We start from the raw sequence: 17943 nt of genomic DNA, 5'->3' as shown, positions 1-17943 counted from the left end.
TAAGTAATTATGTCACAGCAAGAAAAAAAGATAGCTTTAGCTATGGATGCTCAGAATTTGTTAGATACTGAGATGCACGAAATTAAAGGTGGTTACGATTGCGAAACAGGATGTCGTCAATCGTGTTCCACATCATGTTCAAATAGTAGGTCTAAATAATTTAAACTTATCAAAATGTCACAAGAAGAAATGAAAATAGCATTAGTTTCAGATGCCCGAAATCTACTGGACTCTGAAATGCACGAAATTAAGGGTGGCTACGATTGTGAAACAGGATGCCGTCAATCGTGTTCCACATCATGTTCAAATAGTAGGTCTAAATAAATTAAACATTATCAAAATGTCAAAAGAAGAAATGAAAATGGCATTAGTTTCAGACGCCCAAAACCTCCTTGATTCTGAAATGCACGAAATCAAGGGAGGTTATGAATGTGAAACAGGATGTAAGGTTTCTTGTTCTGTTTCATGCAGTACTTCCAAATCTAGATAAAAAGATGCAACAAATCTTATTATAGGCGTGATGACATAACTCTTCACGCCTATTTAGTAATTAGGCATATGAAGATATTACTTAACCCCGCATATATTCTTAAACCTGATGGCGACAGTGTATTGTTATTAGGACGCACTGGCCTATATTCATTATCTGCAACTGCAAATCTTTCATTCACAGGTGTTATACATCCTCTTCATGCAATAATTCTCTCTTTCATAGATGGGAGCGACTATGAAAGTGTTGTTTCAAGAGTAATAAATTTTATACCTGTTGAGAGAAAATTTGTAGAATCATTTATTCTTAAGCTTATAGATAATCCAGATGATGTAGGATTTGTGTACGAAGGAGTAACTATCGGTTTCCCAAAAAATTTAATTATTTCTCGTTTTAGCTATAAGAATCCTTTCCATCGCTATAATCCATCAGATTTTATTATAGATCGATTTAACCTGAAATACCGTCGTCATAAAACAGTATCATTTATAACTTTAATGTTGAATAACATTTGTGCGACACAGTGTTATTATTGCTATGCAGACAAACGGCGTCCTACCAATTGCACTCTTCCACTTTCTAAAATTCTTGAACTTATTCAAGAAGCCAAAAGACTTAATGTTGTAAGCTTTGACTTAATTGGAGGAGAAGTGTTCTTGTATCCACATTGGAAAGAATTACTCTTTTCATTAGTAGAAAATGATTATTATCCTTTTGTCTCAACTAAAATACCTCTCTCTAAAGAAGACATAGATATATTTGCAACATATAATTTACCTTTACAATTCTCACTTGATAGCCTTATTTCTGAAACACTAGAGAAGACTCTTAAGGTTGGGAAAAATTACACAAACAAAGTAAAATCCATGCTCCTTTATATGGAAGAAAAAAAAATACCAGTAGCAATACATAGCGTTTTACATCAATGGAATGCTAACCTCAAGGATATGTCATCCTTGTTTGATTTTCTAAATGAAAGAAAGAATATATTATATTGGAAGCCTGATATTGGAAACGAATCTATCTATTCTTTACCAAAATATCGAGGAAAAGTAACCCCGCCAACAGACTCGCTAACAGAATTGTTCAATTACTTTAAGCATATATCTGTAGCATCTAAGATTGAGATTAAATATCAAGGTTTGGAAAGTCCCATCTCGGAAGTTGACAGTGCAAATGACCTCACTACGCAGGAAGAGAAAGTAAAATCTTTCCTTAACAGAGCATATTGTGCTGGGAATTTTTCTCAAATTTTTATACTCCCAGATGGAAAGGTAACTATTTGTGAAGAATTATATTGGCATCCACACTTTATTATAGGCGATGTTGAACGTCAATCTATTGACGAAATTTGGAATTCAGACAAAGCCCTGTCATTGTATCATGTCAAACAAAGTGCAATTTCTTCCAAAAGTAAATGCCATAGTTGTACTTTATTTGAAAGATGTAGGTCTGAAAAACAAATATGCTATAGGGATATTATTCGTAAAAATGGGTCTAAAAAATGGGATTTACCAGATGTAAATTGTCCTCTGCAATAAATTATGCGACTATTTAAAAAGAAATTTATTTATACAGCTCAGTTAGATGCTATGGATTGCGGTCCAGCTTGTCTGCAATCTATTGCACTATATTATGGTAAAAAATTAGACTTAGAGTATCTAAGAGATATAACATATATAACACGAGAGGGAGTTTCATTATTGGCAATAGCTAAAGCTGCAGAAAAAATTGGTTTTAAGACAAGAGGGGTAAAAATTAAATTAGACATCTTATCTAAGCAAGTTAAGTGTCCTTGTATTTTGTATTGGAGACAAGAACACTTTGTGGTATTATATGATATAAAAACAAGTAGAGGAAAACGTATATATAGAATTGCAGATCCTTCTGTTGGAAAAATAGATTTAGATGAAGAGTCTTTTTCAAAGGCATGGCTACAATCTTTTGAGCATTTTGAAGAATATGGTATTTGTTTATTACTAGAACCATCTATTTCATTCCATAAAAGTGATGAACGTAAAAAAAAAATAAGCGTTTCTTTTCTATTAACATATATCAAGCCCTACAGGCAATATTATTTACAACTACTAATTGGACTAATACTAGGAGGTGTCTTTCAAATTCTATTTCCATTTTTGACACAATCCATTGTTGATAAAGGAATTGGACATAGAGATATACAAGCTATTTATTTAATAATTATTGGATTTTTATGTTTTACAATATGTAATTCTATTATTTCGTATATCCGTAGTTCACTATTGCTCCACATAAGTTCAAGAATAAACATTTCTATCATTTCAGATTTCCTTTGTAAAATGCTGAGTCTTTCATTAGGCTTTTTTGATAAAAAATTTACGGGCGACCTTATTCAACGAATTAAAGATCACGATCGGATAGAGGCTTTTTTGGTGTCCAATCTTTTGGACATTTTATACAGTACAATGTCTATTATTGTATTTGGTACCATCCTTTTTATATTCAATAAATATATTTTCTTGATTTTCTTAACCGGCTCTACGGCATATATAGGATGGCTTTCTTTCTTTTTAAAGAGACGAAGAATTATTGATTACAAAAGGTTTATTGTTTCATCACAAAATCAAAGTAGTGTTTATCAATTGATAAATGGAGTTCAAGACATAAAACTCAATAATTGCGAAACTGAAAAAAGATGGGAATGGGAACGGATACAAATTAAGCTTTTCAAAATATCTATAGCAGGTCTTAGGCTAGAACAGCTACAAACCATTGGTGCTACACTATTAAACGACATAAAAAATATCGGTATTGTTTTTTTTTCTGCCTTTTTAGTTATAAAGGGTGAGCTAAGTGTGGGGGAGATGATGGCTATTCAATATATTAATGGTCAGTTAAATGGTCCGGTGTCAAGCGTAATCCAATTTATTCATTCATTACAAGATGCTAAAATATCTTTAGAACGGTTGGGAGAAATACATTTAAAAAAAATAGAAAACACCCCCGTTGTCAAACTTTATAAAGAAGAATTGTCTAATCAAAATATTTATATACACAATGTTTCATTTAGGTATAATGACCCATACTCCCCTATGATATTAGACAATATATCACTAAAGATTCCAGTTGGAAAAACGACTGCAATAGTTGGTGTCAGTGGAACGGGAAAAACAACTCTTTTAAAATTGATATTAGGTTTCTACCCCCCAGAGACTGGGGATATTTATGTAGGAACATCCAATTTAAAAGACATTGATTTATCGCGTTGGCGTTCTGTATGTGGAGTTGTCATGCAAAATGGCTATATTTTCAATGATACTATCTCAAATAATATATGTGTCAACCCAGATGAATTCGATGAAGACAGATTATATACGGTGTCAAAGATAACAAACATTTATGATTTTATAATTAATTTACCTTTAAAGTACGATACAAGGATAGGAGACGATGGAATTGGATTAAGCCAAGGACAAAGGCAAAGAATCTTAATAGCAAGAGCTATTTATAAAAATCCAAGCTATCTGTTTCTTGATGAAGCAACCAATTCTTTAGACACCAAAAACGAGAATGACATTGTCTCAAATCTGTCTACATATTTTATAAATAAAACCAAAATAATAATTGCACACCGTCTAAGTACTATTCGCAATGCAGATCAAATTGTATTGATAGAAGCGGGTAGAATAAAGGAGATTGGAACACATCGCGAACTTATTGCCCAAAAAGGGATTTATTATAATCTGGTAAACAAACAATTATGAGACAAATTAAGATGTATACCAAACGTTCTAAAGAATTCGATGAGGTTTTATCAAAGATTCCTTCTAAAAATATTCGTTATGGATTATTAGCAGTTTTCTTCGTGGTTCTATGCACTCTTATATCATCTTTTTTTATAAAATACTCTGAAACGCTTGAGGGACAAGTATATATAAAAAAAAGCCCCCAAAAAGATGTTAACACTATAGCAATTAGAGAGGAAGATTACTATAAGATTCATAATAATCAGTCCATTATTATTCAGTTAAATGCCTTCCCTTATTCACAATTTGGATATATTTATGGAAAAATATCTTTTAAAAAGAACTGTATCTACCACAAAGGTATTTACTATATTCCAATTTCCATTGAGATTCCGTATGCGATAAAAAGCAAAATGGTTTACTCAGAGTATAATGGAGTAGGTATTGTAACTATTGAAAAAACAAGTGTAGTAAACCATATAATATCTCGTTATTACCAAAGATAAAACAGAATTCAGTCACTAGTAACCAATGAAATCTTATAAAAATACCGAGTTGTAAATACCAACGAGGTTTCCCTCCAAAATACCCTCTCGTTATTTGTCTAAATGAATTTGAATTTATTTTCGAGCACCCAAAATTCCTGCAACTTTTTTATCTCACACCGCATCAAAATACCTACAAATAGTGATTAAAGAGATTTAGATAGCTGGACTCCTTTTGTTATTTTGGAGGGAAGGTGATTTTTACAGCTAAACAGAACTGAATTTGGAAAAACATTTTCCCTTGAAATTTATAATTCATCAGAATAGAATATCTACAAAATTTCGACCTATAGCTCATTTTGCAGGCTGAAAAGTGTCATGCCATTCGATATTTACACATGTTTCGCCCATTCAAGATACCTTCAGCACTAAATTGACGATTCAAATTGCTCAATAGCTCATTTTGCAGGCTGAGACATAGGTGTCTTTCCGATGTATACTAACTTTATGGGCATTTAAGTTGCCTAAAAATTCAAAGTTAGTATGTTCAAAATGAGATGTCGTGCGTGTGGTAGTACGCACACGAAAAAGAATGGTGTTCGCAAAGGTGTACAACTGTATAAATGTCAGGATTGCGGCTATCAGTTTCGCTCCGGTTTCCAAGTGAGCGATGATGAATTGTGGACTGCTTATCAACAACAGAAGCAGACGATCAATGAACTATCGGTACGCTTCAGAATAAGCCTCTCTACGGTCAAGCGTAGGTTGCATGACATCAAGTGTGAGTGGGTGCAACCTCCACTAAACGGAAGTGGTTTTGTCCATCTGGACGTAACGTATTGGGGTCGAAACTTCGGTGTGCTGCTCGCATTGGATACGGAGAGCGGAAAACCTCTCTATCTGTCCTTTGTAAAGAGCGAGACAGTGAAGGACTATGAAGACGCAGTCGTCAGTATTGAGACGCGTGGATATGTCATACACGGTCTAATTATTGATGGGAAAAAGAGCCTCTTCAAGTCTTTCTCTGAGTACCATGTACAGATGTGCCAGTTCCACATGAAGCAGATTGTCAGAAGGTATCTTACGCAGAATCCGAGAATGCTGGCCAGCCGGGATTTAAAGGCTCTCGTGGACAGGCTGCATCAAATCCACGAGGCTGATTTCAGGAGCGAATATCAAGCATGGAAGGAAAAGTGGAAGGGTACGATAGAACACCGCAGTCTGCACAAGGACGGCAGGCTGCATTATACGCACCGACGGTTGAGGTCAGCCATGAACAGCCTTGACTTCTACTTGCCTTATCTTTTTACCTGTCAGCGGGAAGAATGCTGGGGAATGCCCAATACTAACAACAAGATTGAGGGGACATTCATTGACCTGAAGAAAAACTTGAACAATCATAGCGGACTTACACAAGAGAATCGCAAAAGGTTCATCAATGGGTTTTTCTTGGCATTGATAGAAACTCAAAGTATGAAAAAGCAGGAACCACACCCATAATGGATCCTGCTTATACTTGTCGTTTTATACAATCCTATTCCTCATGGAGTTGCTCCCCAGCAGAGCTCCATTATGCTTCAGACTGCATGGCAAAGGTATATAAACTCTTTGAATATTCTGAATAAAGCCAGCCTGCAATTTGAGCTATTGAACACCTAATACAAAAAACAGCCTGCAAAATGAGCTATACGCCAAAATTTCACTTTTCTTCTAAGAAAAAATGTAATTAGTTGATAATAACATATATGGAGCATTGCCTGAACAAAACTTAACGAAAGCTTTAGAAAGAGCATTAAGAATCGTTCTCTAATTTTCCTTCATCAAGTGCCTTAAAACGGGGCTATTTTTGAGTCTTTCGATCTCGCTACTTACAAGAGTTAAGACCTCTTGTTTAATTGATTTGTAGTAGGTTTCGACGGTCTCTTTGAGATTATCGGAGCCATCTTCATTTGTAAAGTCTGCGATTGTTGGGATTGGCTGATAGGCTTTCATCTCTGCGGAAACCTTTGCAGAGTCCACAACTATCTCTGCATGGAAAATTTTCTGGTCAATACGCTCATCAAAATTGTCGGCCACAGCACCGACAAACATTCCCTGTGTGAGATTGCTGATTTTGCTTACAGGGATAAGGCTGTCCATCTGTGTGGAGATAGAGGTGGATTTGTCGTTTCGATTGATGGTCATGGACTGTCGTTGCTGAAGTACCTTACCAAACCGTTCGGAAAGCGTCTTAGCCGTCTCACCTACTACCTGCCCTGAAAAAACATTTCCCACCGTATTTTGAATCACCTTGCTTTCTTTGTCTCCATAGTCACGGGTTAGCTGCGAAAAGTCCTGAAAACCCAGACACACTGCTACTTTATTACTTCGTGCAGTGGCAATCAGATTGTCCAAGCCACGGAAGTAGATTGTCGGCAACTCGTCGATAATCACTGAGGATTTGAGTTGCTTCTTCTTGTTAATGAGCTTCACGATACGGCTGTTATACAATCCTAGTGCCGCCGAATAGATATTCTGACGGTCGGGATTGTTCCCCACAACAAGCACTTTCGGCTCATTGGGATTGTTGATGTCGAGCGAAAAATCATCGCCCGTCATTACCCAATAGAGAGCAGGTGAAATCATACGAGATAGCGGTATCTTGGCACTGGCTATCTGTCCCTGCAACTGGTCCTGTGCTCCGCCTTCCCAAGCATCCATAAAGGGTGAAAGGTAGTTGGCAAGTTCATCGTAGGAGGTGAGTATCGGGAATATCTGTGCGTAGGGACGGTTCAGGAACTCAATGGCATGAGGAAAAGTACAATACTTTCCGTTCTCATAGATTTTCAGAAACCAAATGATGGCTGCCAGCAGGATAATTGGCGACTCCACAAAGAAATCTCCCTGCTTCTGAATCCACGAGCGGTTCAAGTTGAGCATGATGGTGTAGGCACTCTCGTAGGCGTCCGAAATATCCGTCATAAAGGCAGGATTGATAGGATTACAGCGGTGCGATTTGCGTGGGTCATCGAAGTTAATCACGAAGAACTGCGGTTTTACCTTGTAAGCGTCCAAATGATGAAGCAGGTGATTGTAGGCTATCTCTGAAAGGTCTGGGAACTTGTAGTCGTAGATATACATGGCAAAGCCTTTTTCTATCTGCTGCTTGATGTAGTTGTTCACAATGGCGTAGGACTTACCCGAACCCGGTGTACCGAGCACCATTGAGGCACGGAACGGATTGACTACGTTAATCCAACCCTTGTTCCACTTCTTCTTATAGTAGAAGCGTGTAGGAAGATTGACAGAGTATTCATTCTCCATCAACCGAGTTTCCTGCATAAAACTCTCATTCTCAGTATTAAACACATCGTCCATCAGGTTGTTTTTGAGTAGTCGGCTCATCCATACGCCACCCATCAGCAGACAGATATAGCCAACGGACAGCGTAAATATATAGAGGGAAGCTACCCCGATCTTGCCGATGGACAATACCAACAGCCACCAGTTGAGAAAGAAGAATACAAAGCCAAAGAAAAGCACCGTCCAAATCTTTGGCCATGTGATTTTCTCCTCTTTCACGCCTTTTGTCCCAAGGCAGGACAAAGCAAGGAAAACCACACAAAAGAGTTTTGTCCAGAGGATAGACGAGAATAATCCCGTTGTACGCTGGAAGTTCATCAATATCTTGTTGATGATACCGAGCGTAAAGTGCCACTCTTGAAATGCCTCGTAACAGAACCAATAACAGTTAACGAGGAGGAATATCACCGATATGCCTCGCATAAAGTCCATGACCTTACCCAATGCCCTTAAATCGTCTTCTTGTGCCATAATGCTATTTTATTGTTGTTAGAAAATCCTTTGAATGTTATTTGAACGTGTACTTAACGTTTCCTGCGTTTAAGTTTTACCTTACTTTGCTTACGGAGTTTGCGTTGCCATGCCGCTTCTTTCCAATCATCATTGCCCGATGAAGAGAAGGATTCTCCCACCATATCGTCGACTAGTTCATCGACAAGGTTGTCGCCTTCCTGCTCATCAGACTGTATTGTCTGCATCTGTTGCTGTAAGGTGGTATCAATCTTTCCATAAAGCGATTCATCCAAGAATGGATTGTGTGCTGGATTAGATAGATATGCGTTGAATACATTGGCAGCATATCCTTTACCCAATCGGGAACCATTGAGCGCAATGCCTTCTTTGTCATCAATGAACGTAATACCATAGATGCGTCCATTATCATTCTTTCGGATTACCACTCGCAAGTCTTGTTCCTCCAATCTTTGTCGGAGTTCTTCCTCCGTCTGGGGAGAAGTACGCATTACTTCTAATACCTTTCTTCTGATGGTTGGTATCAATGGCTTAACTATCTGCTTCGATTTCAGCATCTTGTTCTGAACGGCAGCATAGCCCACACCTCTACCAATGTCCGAGGCGTGAATGGGCGTGCTCACCTTATTGCCCTTGTCATCGGTAGGCACATAGACCAGTCCGTCATATCGCTTTCCTCGATACTCCGTTTTAACCTCCTCTACCGCAAGGTTGTATTTATGCAGAACGGCATTTAGTTCACCTAAGGAGCAGAATGTATAATGCTTCATCGCAGAACGAACAGTATTTGCCACTTGTTCCTTGATATTTCCTTGCGTAGTATCGACCTTTGGCGTTTCTGTTGTTGTTCTATCACTGACCTTTGAACTTGGAATGAGGTTATATTTCTTTTCCAGAGCATCAGTAATCTGCTTGCTCCTTCGCTTTTCAAACTTGTCGTTGATTTTCTTTCCCTCACCATCTATCCGAAGCGACACAATGTGGATATGCTCACGGGCGATGTCGTTGTGCTTGAACACGATGTAGGGTTGTTTTCCGTAGCCGAGTGCTTCCATATACTCCTTGGCAATCTGCGCAAGAAGTTCATCAGAGAGTTTCTCGTCCGGGTGCGGATTGAGCGAACAGTGGAACACCGCTTTCTTTGTTCGGCATTTCTTCGGTATCAATGCCTCCATGTCGGCAATCACGTCCTCCATCGTATAACGTCCCTCTCCGTCCTGATACAACTCAGCGGCAAGGAGAATGCTTGCTTCCTCTTTCTCTACCTTTTTGAAGTTATAGCCGAGTGCTCCTCCAAGGTTCTCCGTTGCAGAAATCTTGGCAATCATCTTTTGCGGTAGTCAATGGTTAAACGGATAGCCTGTTCTTGCAAAGCTACGATTTGAGCCGACAGTTTCTCCAACTTTTCAAGCAGAATCTGTGTGGTCTTGACCGAATGATAGCTGTTAATGGCACGCACGGTCTGGTTATACAGCACGCCAATTTTATGGATTTGTGCCGTCAGTTCGGAGAGTTTACGGTAGTATTCCACGGCGGATTTGTCCACCGTAATCACCTTGAAACTCTCTCCAAGAATACGTCCACGCACGAAATCCGACTTGGTTTCCGCACCTGATTTATGGAACAAATCAATCGCCCGTTGCTGGTCTTTGGGTTTGGGAAGACGGGTATCCCATCTGTCCCATCGTTCTATCTTGTCATTCATTATCTTTCCTTTTTGTAATTACGACTTTGGAGTAATTTAATTCCCCTTTGGGGCAAGGGTCTTTGTCGGCAAAAACGGAGTTTGTCGGACAAAGACACACCTTGCCAATATCAAGAGATGATGCAATAGAAGTATCCACCTTTCAGGGTGTCCGCTTCGGGGAGATTAGCTCCATGTTCTCTATCTGCCTGCAAAGTTACGGCAGATTTTCAAATATCTCATTATCAATGATATTCACTCTTTTTCCTTGCATTTCCCTGTACTTCACAGGTAGTTGAAACTTAGGATAAAACCTTGTTATTTTGCAAGCAGATTCAGTTGAAAGACAGCTTGAAACCTATATAGATGAAGAGTCCAAAATAATGATTTCAACTTCAAAAATCTCAATCAATAAAGGTTTGAACTGCGGATGGTTTTATGTTTTTGAGCTGAGTCAAAATTGAGTTGGGTCAAAACCAGACTTTTAGGTCGAGTCAAAAATATGGTTTCAACAACAAATATGACATGACTTGTCAGTCAAGATATACATCAACTTATAACATAAGTAACAACCGATTATGAATATGGAAAAGAAAAAAAACAATCCCATCTATCTGGGCTTCGCCTCGCAGAAAGGCGGAGTTGGCAAAAGCAGCCTTGCCGAAGTGCTGGCTTCCATACTATATTACGAGAAGAACATCTCCCTTGCCGTCGTGGATTGCGACGGTACGCAGGAATCTTTCTACAAACTCCGCGAACGCGACAGAGACCTCATCGAGTCCTCACCCGAACTGGGCAGGGAACTTCACGAGCGCCTGTCCCGCTACGGCAAGAAATCGTATCATATCATCAGAAGCAAACCGGAAAGAGCCGTTTCCGATGTCATGAAATACTTTCGTAAAATGAAGACGGCACCGCAACTGATTATCTTTGACTTTCCTGGTCATGCCCTTACCAGTGCCATGATGGATTTGTCCATTACTATGGACTACATCATCTCACCTATAGAAGCCGACCCACAGTCGCTGGCATCGAGTTTTGCATACGCCAAGACAATCAGGGACTTGGGTATCGGATTTGAAGGCTCACGCATTCAGGACTTCTTTCTGCTTTGGAACAAAATCAACCGCAGTGCCAGTACCACGGTCATTGACCTGTTCAGTCAGAATGCTGAGGAACAGGGACTGCCGATTTTCGATACTCGTATCTACAACTCCGTCCGATTCAGCAGGGAATTAGCACAAGGGGGTGTCAAAGGTGTATTCCGCTGTTCCTACCTGCCCCCTGCACCGGCTCTCCGCCCTCAGACTGGAGTGGATGAGTGGGTAAAGGAGGTCATGAAGAAACTCAACCTGAAAACTGAGAACGGCGTATGAAATCACTGAAAGAGCAACGTGAAAAGCTGCTTCAAGCGAAATTGGAGGAGATGGCAGACATAGGTGTCAAGAAGCGCACAGAGGAGAACACACCAGACTTTGACGACCCCATTGATTTGGATGATGATTCAGACTCTGTGGAAGAAGATGCAAGTGCCTCTCTTTCTAACATTGACGAACAGGAGGAAATACCGGAAGAAACTTCGTTTAATGGCAGCAATGCCAAAACAGCGCACCCTTCGAAAAGAAAGAGAAATGCCAGAACGAAGGATTCTTCCCCAGCAATGGACTTTCCTGAATACGAACAGCGATTTCTGACGGGTGTCCGCAACGGGCGCAACAAGTCTGGCTTCAGTATCCATACTGAGATACTCCAGATACTGCGTGATGTGCTGAACGACATCAGATCGGAGGCTTCTATCACGGGGTATATTGAGAATATCCTTCTCGATCATTTGAAAACGTATCAGGATTTGTTGAACCATACCGCCTCACAACGCAGGCGTGATAAAACCATAGACTTATGATAATCAATTTATTGTTAGGCGTATTGCTTTTGCTGGGTATAGTGTGGATAACTCTCGGCATCGCATACTTTTGGAGGTTATTTCAAGAATTGGCAGCCCAATCAGGGAAGAATACACCGAAACAGAAAGGAAACGGGCATGGCACAAGTCTCAACACATCCGTTTCCCAAGAGCAGATTGACAATGCACGTCACGTTTTGGTGGGCAAGAGTAAATCTTTCGTTTCCCCGTCTATCTCCGAAATTCCCGCTGCTTCCTCTTCTGAGAATCCTGATGAAAAACCTAATACTTTTGCAGAGAAAAACTCATCTGTGTCCGAAGAAACAAAAGAAGCGGGAAATACAGAAGAGGACAATGAAATGCAGGTTGACTATACGATGGACGAATCTGACGAAGAAACTATCATCCGTGAGGAACTGCAGATTGCAGACGATTCCTTACCCGAAGTCTCACCATCGGCCATTCTTACAAGAGATTTATATCGTGTAAACGGCTGGCATAGGAATGACGATGAACTTGATAAGGAAGATGAAGACAAGGTGCAGGACACGTTGCAAAGCATACGGGGCACACAGCTTATGGACTATATCAAGGAGGCAACGCTCAAGCAAGAGAAAGACCATCAAAAGCTGCTTGCTGCCATTCGCAAGGCGGAAGAACTGGACTTAGAGGAAAGTAATATAAACTCTTCTTCTGACTTTGAAACGGACTCAAACGTAGAGAGCAGCAACAGCGATGTTTCGGAAGAAGCCGAACTTCCACTGTCATATTATTTGTAAAACCAATGTTCATATTGTAGAAGTGTAAAGTGATGCGGGGGTGGCTCAAAAGTAAAACAATCTGCCAATATCTGTCATACGATAAAACCGAGCTACCCCTTGCCACTTTCACCAAAATGAAAATAATTTGTTTAACAACTTAAAATAAAAACAGCAATGAACAACAAAAAGAAAATCACAATGCTGCTCCTGATGGCAATGACCATCGCAGGAGCGTACGCACAAGGCAACGGTATGGCGGGTATCAACGAAGCCACCAAAATGGTAACATCCTACTTTGACCCGGGTACAAAACTTATCTATGCCATCGGCGCCGTGGTGGGCTTGATAGGAGGAATAAAAGTCTATAACAAGTTCTCTAGTGGCGACCCCGATACGAGCAAGACCGCTGCCTCTTGGTTCGGTGCGTGTATCTTCCTCATTGTGGCTGCCACTATCTTGAGAAGTTTCTTCTTGTAAGGCGATGGCAGCATTTGAAATCAACAAAGGTGTAGGCCGGACGGTAGAGTTCAAGGGCTTGAAGGCACAGTACCTCTTCCTCTTTGCAGGAGGGCTGCTGGCAGTCTTCATTCTCGTTGTCGTGCTCTATCTCTGCGGAGTCAGCCAAGTAGCCTGTCTTGTCATAGGTGTAGTGGGTGCCAGCCTTGTGGTATGGCAAACGTTCACCATGAATAGAAAGTACGGGCAATATGGGCTGATGAAGAAAGGAGCAGTGCGTATGCACCCACGCTACCTTTTGAACCGCCGTACGGTCTATCACCTTATCCGTAACCTTCAACTCAAATGAAAGAAGCAATGAGAAACATCAGTAAGATAACTACCTTGGAATCAAAGTTTCCCCTGCTCTCCGTCGAGCAGGGCTGCATGGTGAGCAAGGACGCAGACATCACGGTTGCTTTCCGTGTGGAGCTGCCCGAACTCTTTACCGTCACCTCTACAGAATACGAAGCAATGCACTCTGCCTGGCATAAGGCAATCAAGGTACTACCCAATTACAGCATCGTACACAAGCAGGACTGGTTCATCAAAGAGGACTATCAAGGAAAGCTCTCCGATGGTGGATTGAGCTTCCTTGCCCGTTCCTCAGAACGGCACTTCAACGAGCGTCCGTATCTCCACCACTCAGTCTATCTATTCCTTACCAAGACCAACAAGCAGCGTATGGCACAGCAGAGCAACTTCTCTTCGCTCTGCCGTGGACACCTATTGCCCAAAGAGATTACCAACAAGGACGAAGTGATGAAGTTCATGGAAGCCGTCGATCAGTTCGAGCGTATCATCAACGATACCGAGCAGCTAAGGATTGTCCGCATGACAGAAGAGGAATTGATAGGTACAAAGGAAAAAGGCGGTCTCTTGGATCGTTATTTCTCCCTCTCGGAAGAAGGACACGCCTCGTTGGAGGACATCCGCTTGGGCACAGACCTTGTGCGTGTGGGCGACAATATGCTTTGTCTGCATACACTCTCCGACACGGACGACCTGCCCACGAGTGTGAGTACAGACAGCCGATACGAGCGATTATCCACTGACCGAAGTGACTGCCGTCTTTCCTTTGCCTCGCCTGTGGGGCTGATGCTCCCCTGCAATCATATCTATAACCAGTACCTCTTTATCGAGGATAGCGATGCCAACTTGGAACGATTCGAGAAGCAGGCAAGGAACATGCACTCGCTGGCACGCTACAGCCGTAGTAACCAAATCAACGAGGAATGGATACAGGAGTATCTCAATATCGCCCACTCACAGGGACTGACCTCCATCCGTGCCCATTTCAATGTATTGGCATGGAGTAGCGATAAGGAAGAACTTCGCCAGATTAAGAATGACGTGGGCTCTGCACTTGCTCTTATGGAATGCCACCCACGCCACAATACTATTGATGCGGCAACGCTCTACTGGGCAGGCATTCCCGGCAATGCCGCAGACTTTCCCGCAGAAGAGTCATTCTATACTTTTATCGAGCCTGCCCTCTGCTTCTTTACGGCAGAGACGAACTATAAGGACTCGCTCTCACCCTTTGGTATCAAGATGGCAGACCGCCTTTCGGGAAAGCCTGTTCATCTGGATATCTCAGATTTACCGATGAAAAAGGGAGTCATCACCAACCGTAACAAGTTTATCTTGGGACCTTCGGGCAGTGGCAAGTCTTTCTTTACCAACCACATGGTACGCCAGTATTACGAGCAGGGAGCGCACGTCCTCTTGGTCGATACGGGTAACTCCTATCAAGGCTTGTGTGAACTTATCCACCGCAAGACCAAGGGCGAGGACGGCGTGTATTTCACCTATACCAATGAAAGTCCGATATCCTTCAACCCTTTCTATACGGATGATTACTTCTTCGATGTGGAGAAGCGGGAGAGTATCTGTACGCTGCTGCTTACACTTTGGAAGAGTGCAGATGAGCATATCACAAAGACCGAGGCAGGCGAACTTGGTTCTGCCGTAAACTCCTATATCGAGCTGATATGTGCTGACCATAGCGTTACGCCCTGTTTTAATACTTTCTATGAGTATCTGCGGGACGTGTACCGCAAGGATATGGAAAAGCGTGATATCAAGGTAACACTCTCGGACTTCAATATCAACAATCTCCTTACGACATTGAAGCAATACTATAAAGGCGGTCGTTATGATTTCCTGCTGAACTCGGACAAGAACATCGACCTACTCTCTAAACGCTTCATCGTCTTTGAAATTGACCAAGTGAAGGACAACAAAGATCTCTTTCCTGTGGTAACGATTATCATCATGGAAGCCTTCATCAACAAGATGCGCCGATTAAAGGGTATCCGCAAGATGATACTCATTGAGGAAGCGTGGAAAGCCATTGCTTCGGCAAACATGGCGGACTACATCAAGTATTTGTATAAGACCGTCAGAAAGTATTTCGGGGAAGCCATTGTCGTAACGCAGGAGGTGGACGACATCATCCAGTCGCCTATAGTCAAGGAAAGTATTATCAACAACTCAGACTGCAAGATACTGCTTGACCAGCGCAAGTACATGACCAAGTTTGACGGTATACAGGCGATGCTCGGTCTTTCGGAAAAGGAAAAGAGCCAGATACTCTCCATTAACGAGAACAATGACCCGAACCGACTCTACAAGGAGGTGTGGATAGGGCTGGGCGGTATGCAGAGTGCCGTCTATGCCACGGAAGTGAGCATGGAGGAATACCTGACCTACACCACGGAGGAAACCGAGAAGGTGGAGGTGATGAACAGGGCGGCACAGCTTGGTGGGGATATCGAAACGGCTATCCGTCAGCTTGCCATAGAGAAAAGAAGCAATAAAAAGAAATAAGTAATAAATCATCAAAACTATAGCAACAATGAAAAAGTACATTTTCATGGCTCTCTTAGGATTGAGCCTTTCTGTTCCCAAAGCCTACGCACAGTGGGTAGTAACCGACCCTGGCAATTTTGCCGGCAACATCGTCAATTCGGTCAAGGAGATTGCAACAGCTTCGAAGACGGTGAAGAACACCCTTGACGGTTTTAAGGAAGTGGAGAAACTATACAACGACACCAAGAAGTATTATGATGCCCTAAAGAAGGTGAATAACCTCATTGGGGATGCCTATAAGGTCAAGGAGTGTATCCTAATGGTGGGCGACATCTCTGAGATTTACGTCACCTCGTATAAGAAGATGCTCTTGGACAAGAACTTCCGCCCTTCAGAACTCGCTGCGATGGCTTCGGGCTATGCCAAACTTCTGGAGCAGAGCGGTGAGAGTCTCAAAGAACTAAAGTCCATCGTCAAGAGTAATGTCTTCTCGATGAACGACCACGAACGAATGCAGGCAATTGACCGTATTTATACCACGCTGAGAGAAAACCGCTCGCTTGTCTCATACTATACAAGAAAAAACATCTCCGTAAGCTATGTGCGTGCAAGGGAGAAGAACAACCTTGCCTCTGTTAAGGCACTCTATGGTAATACGGCAAGCAGGTATTGGTAAATCCACAGACAAAAAAAGAACTTGAAAGAACTTTCATAAAAAAAACTTTTGCTTATGGATTTTGCCAGTTTACACGAGCTGCTACGCTCCACCTATGACGAGATGATGCCGCTCTGTGCCCAGATGACAGGTATTGCCAAGGGCATTGCGGGCTTGGGAGCGCTCTTTTATATTGCCCTTCGGGTGTGGGCTTCCATTGCCCGTGCCGAGGCAATCGATGTGTTTCCACTGCTCCGCCCCTTTGTCTTGGGCTTCTGCATCATGTTCTTCCCGACAGTCGTACTGGGTACGATGAATGCCGTTCTCTCGCCCGTAGTGCAGGGAACGGAGATGATAGTACACCAGCAGGAGGGGAACCTTGCCGAGCTTACAGCCAAGCGGGACAAGTTGCAAGAGGAAGCCTACCTTAGGAATCCAGAAACAGCCTACCTTGTCTCCAACGAGAAGTTCGATGAGAAGATAGAGGAAATGGGCATCATCGGTCCGGAGGATGCCGTGACGATAGCGGGTATGTATGCCGAGCGTGCTGCCTATCAGACCAAGCAATGGATTATGAAGATGGTACACGACCTTTTAGAACTTCTGTTCCATGCTGCAGGACTTATCATCGACACACTACGCACCTTCATACTCATCGTCCTTGCCATTCTCGGTCCGATAGTCTTCGGTATTGCCGTATGGGATGGTCTTGCAGGCTCACTTACGGCATGGTTCTCACGCTATATCTCTGTCTACCTGTGGCTGCCTGTCAGCTCTATTCTTACGGCACTGCTAACGAAAATACAGGTGCTGATGATGCAGAAAGACATCGATGCGCTCAGCGACCCTAACTACCTGCCTGATTCGGGGACGTGGTACTACATCGTCTTCTTCCTCATCGGTATTGTGGGCTACTTCTGTGTACCTACCGTGGCTGGCTGGATTATCGAAGCTGGAGGTGGTATCGGCTCTTACGGTCGTAATGTTAACCAGACAGCACAGCATGGTGCGCAAGGCGCATATACTGGTGGCAAGGCTGCTATGGCTGGCGCAGGTGCTGCTGTGGGAAATGTCGGTGGACGCATCAAGGGAGCGCTGCTTAAAGGAAAATAGAAATG

At 42.1% G+C, this 17943-nt stretch carries 17 protein-coding genes; 14 read left to right on the top strand and 3 right to left on the bottom strand.

The features are described from left to right. Positions 1–9 precede the first annotated feature (9 nt). The 6 genes from HMPREF9018_RS11000 to HMPREF9018_RS11480 all read left to right on the top strand — a co-directional run bounded on the left by HMPREF9018_RS11000 (position 10) and on the right by HMPREF9018_RS11480 (position 6200). A complete protein-coding gene (locus HMPREF9018_RS11000; protein ID WP_019036787.1) occupies positions 10–159 on the top strand; it encodes a hypothetical protein in 150 nt (49 codons plus the stop codon). Positions 160–174: 15 nt separating this feature from the next. Further along, entirely contained in the window at positions 175–324 is a 150-nt protein-coding gene (locus HMPREF9018_RS11095; RefSeq protein WP_169495532.1) for a hypothetical protein, read from the top strand. A 234-nt stretch (positions 325–558) separates the two neighbouring features. Next, the gene (locus HMPREF9018_RS05510; RefSeq protein ID WP_008449139.1) at positions 559–2031 is read left to right on the top strand and encodes a radical SAM/SPASM domain-containing protein; all 1473 of its coding nucleotides are present in this window, start codon (positions 559–561) and stop codon (positions 2029–2031) included. A 3-nt stretch (positions 2032–2034) separates the two neighbouring features. Continuing rightward, a complete protein-coding gene (locus tag HMPREF9018_RS05505; protein ID WP_008449150.1) occupies positions 2035–4233 on the top strand; it encodes a peptidase domain-containing ABC transporter in 2199 nt (732 codons plus the stop codon). Continuing rightward, positions 4230–4721, top strand: a complete 492-nt coding sequence (locus HMPREF9018_RS05500) for a hypothetical protein (protein ID WP_008449094.1) — start codon at positions 4230–4232, stop codon at positions 4719–4721. The genes HMPREF9018_RS05505 and HMPREF9018_RS05500 overlap by 4 nt, the downstream gene beginning before the upstream one ends. 522 nt (positions 4722–5243) lie before the next feature. Further along, a complete protein-coding gene (locus HMPREF9018_RS11480; RefSeq protein ID WP_008449110.1) occupies positions 5244–6200 on the top strand; it encodes an IS256 family transposase, variant Zn-binding type in 957 nt (318 codons plus the stop codon). A gap of 306 nt (positions 6201–6506) precedes the next feature. Here the strand turns inward: HMPREF9018_RS11480 and mobC are convergent, their stop codons facing one another. Genes mobC through HMPREF9018_RS05480 form a run of 3 tightly spaced genes read right to left on the bottom strand, consistent with a single transcriptional unit; the run spans position 6507 to position 10218 of the window. Continuing rightward, on the bottom strand, positions 6507–8513 hold the full coding sequence (gene mobC, locus HMPREF9018_RS05490) for a conjugal transfer protein MobC (protein WP_008449141.1): 2007 nt from the start codon (positions 8511–8513) through the stop codon (positions 6507–6509). 53 nt (positions 8514–8566) lie between these two features. Continuing rightward, a complete protein-coding gene (gene mobB, locus HMPREF9018_RS05485) occupies positions 8567–9841 on the bottom strand; it encodes a conjugal transfer protein MobB (RefSeq protein ID WP_008449117.1) in 1275 nt (424 codons plus the stop codon). Next, on the bottom strand, positions 9838–10218 hold the full coding sequence (locus tag HMPREF9018_RS05480; protein ID WP_039864500.1) for a plasmid mobilization protein: 381 nt from the start codon (positions 10216–10218) through the stop codon (positions 9838–9840). The genes mobB and HMPREF9018_RS05480 overlap by 4 nt, the downstream gene beginning before the upstream one ends. A gap of 557 nt (positions 10219–10775) precedes the next feature. Here HMPREF9018_RS05480 and HMPREF9018_RS05475 point away from each other — a divergent pair. From HMPREF9018_RS05475 to traJ, 8 genes are all read left to right on the top strand, one after another. Further along, a complete protein-coding gene (locus HMPREF9018_RS05475; RefSeq protein ID WP_008449148.1) occupies positions 10776–11573 on the top strand; it encodes a ParA family protein in 798 nt (265 codons plus the stop codon). After that, a complete protein-coding gene (locus HMPREF9018_RS05470) occupies positions 11570–12100 on the top strand; it encodes a DUF3408 domain-containing protein (protein WP_008449091.1) in 531 nt (176 codons plus the stop codon). The genes HMPREF9018_RS05475 and HMPREF9018_RS05470 overlap by 4 nt, the downstream gene beginning before the upstream one ends. After that, entirely contained in the window at positions 12097–12879 is a 783-nt protein-coding gene (locus tag HMPREF9018_RS05465) for a hypothetical protein (protein WP_008449135.1), read from the top strand. Before HMPREF9018_RS05470 ends, HMPREF9018_RS05465 begins: the two co-directional genes overlap by 4 nt. 156 nt (positions 12880–13035) lie before the next feature. Further along, the gene (locus HMPREF9018_RS05460) at positions 13036–13338 is read left to right on the top strand and encodes a DUF4134 domain-containing protein (RefSeq protein WP_008449145.1); all 303 of its coding nucleotides are present in this window, start codon (positions 13036–13038) and stop codon (positions 13336–13338) included. Positions 13339–13342: 4 nt separating this feature from the next. Further along, entirely contained in the window at positions 13343–13666 is a 324-nt protein-coding gene (locus HMPREF9018_RS05455) for a DUF4133 domain-containing protein (RefSeq protein WP_039864496.1), read from the top strand. A gap of 8 nt (positions 13667–13674) precedes the next feature. Then, positions 13675–16188: a TraG family conjugative transposon ATPase gene (locus HMPREF9018_RS05450; RefSeq protein WP_008449147.1), complete on the top strand. Its 2514-nt coding sequence runs from the start codon at positions 13675–13677 to the stop codon at positions 16186–16188. A gap of 28 nt (positions 16189–16216) precedes the next feature. After that, on the top strand, positions 16217–16846 hold the full coding sequence (locus HMPREF9018_RS05445) for a DUF4141 domain-containing protein (protein WP_008449143.1): 630 nt from the start codon (positions 16217–16219) through the stop codon (positions 16844–16846). A gap of 54 nt (positions 16847–16900) precedes the next feature. Then, positions 16901–17938 carry a conjugative transposon protein TraJ gene (traJ, locus tag HMPREF9018_RS05440; RefSeq protein WP_008449129.1) on the top strand — a complete coding sequence of 346 codons (1038 nt, stop codon included), beginning with the start codon at positions 16901–16903 and terminating at the stop codon, positions 17936–17938. Positions 17939–17943 lie beyond the last annotated feature (5 nt).

The organism is Prevotella amnii CRIS 21A-A (genome assembly GCF_000177355.1).
Classification (GTDB): domain Bacteria; phylum Bacteroidota; class Bacteroidia; order Bacteroidales; family Bacteroidaceae; genus Prevotella; species Prevotella amnii.
The sequence above is the reverse complement of the archived record's forward strand: the minus strand, read 5'-3'. Positions and strand labels throughout refer to the sequence as shown.

Bases quoted from the DNA above. Each gene is read 5' to 3' on its own strand.
- HMPREF9018_RS11000 (WP_019036787.1), top strand. From the start codon at position 10: ATGTCACAGCAAGAAAAAAAGATAGCTTTAGCTATGGATGCTCAGAAT.
- HMPREF9018_RS11095 (WP_169495532.1), top strand. From the start codon at position 175: ATGTCACAAGAAGAAATGAAAATAGCATTAGTTTCAGATGCCCGAAAT.
- HMPREF9018_RS05510 (WP_008449139.1), top strand. From the start codon at position 559: ATGAAGATATTACTTAACCCCGCATATATTCTTAAACCTGATGGCGAC.
- HMPREF9018_RS05505 (WP_008449150.1), top strand. From the start codon at position 2,035: ATGCGACTATTTAAAAAGAAATTTATTTATACAGCTCAGTTAGATGCT.
- HMPREF9018_RS05500 (WP_008449094.1), top strand. From the start codon at position 4,230: ATGAGACAAATTAAGATGTATACCAAACGTTCTAAAGAATTCGATGAG.
- HMPREF9018_RS11480 (WP_008449110.1), top strand. From the start codon at position 5,244: ATGTTCAAAATGAGATGTCGTGCGTGTGGTAGTACGCACACGAAAAAG.
- mobC (WP_008449141.1), bottom strand. From the start codon at position 8,513: ATGGCACAAGAAGACGATTTAAGGGCATTGGGTAAGGTCATGGACTTT.
- mobB (WP_008449117.1), bottom strand. From the start codon at position 9,841: ATGATTGCCAAGATTTCTGCAACGGAGAACCTTGGAGGAGCACTCGGC.
- HMPREF9018_RS05480 (WP_039864500.1), bottom strand. From the start codon at position 10,218: ATGAATGACAAGATAGAACGATGGGACAGATGGGATACCCGTCTTCCC.
- HMPREF9018_RS05475 (WP_008449148.1), top strand. From the start codon at position 10,776: ATGAATATGGAAAAGAAAAAAAACAATCCCATCTATCTGGGCTTCGCC.
- HMPREF9018_RS05470 (WP_008449091.1), top strand. From the start codon at position 11,570: ATGAAATCACTGAAAGAGCAACGTGAAAAGCTGCTTCAAGCGAAATTG.
- HMPREF9018_RS05465 (WP_008449135.1), top strand. From the start codon at position 12,097: ATGATAATCAATTTATTGTTAGGCGTATTGCTTTTGCTGGGTATAGTG.
- HMPREF9018_RS05460 (WP_008449145.1), top strand. From the start codon at position 13,036: ATGAACAACAAAAAGAAAATCACAATGCTGCTCCTGATGGCAATGACC.
- HMPREF9018_RS05455 (WP_039864496.1), top strand. From the start codon at position 13,343: ATGGCAGCATTTGAAATCAACAAAGGTGTAGGCCGGACGGTAGAGTTC.
- HMPREF9018_RS05450 (WP_008449147.1), top strand. From the start codon at position 13,675: ATGAGAAACATCAGTAAGATAACTACCTTGGAATCAAAGTTTCCCCTG.
- HMPREF9018_RS05445 (WP_008449143.1), top strand. From the start codon at position 16,217: ATGAAAAAGTACATTTTCATGGCTCTCTTAGGATTGAGCCTTTCTGTT.
- traJ (WP_008449129.1), top strand. From the start codon at position 16,901: ATGGATTTTGCCAGTTTACACGAGCTGCTACGCTCCACCTATGACGAG.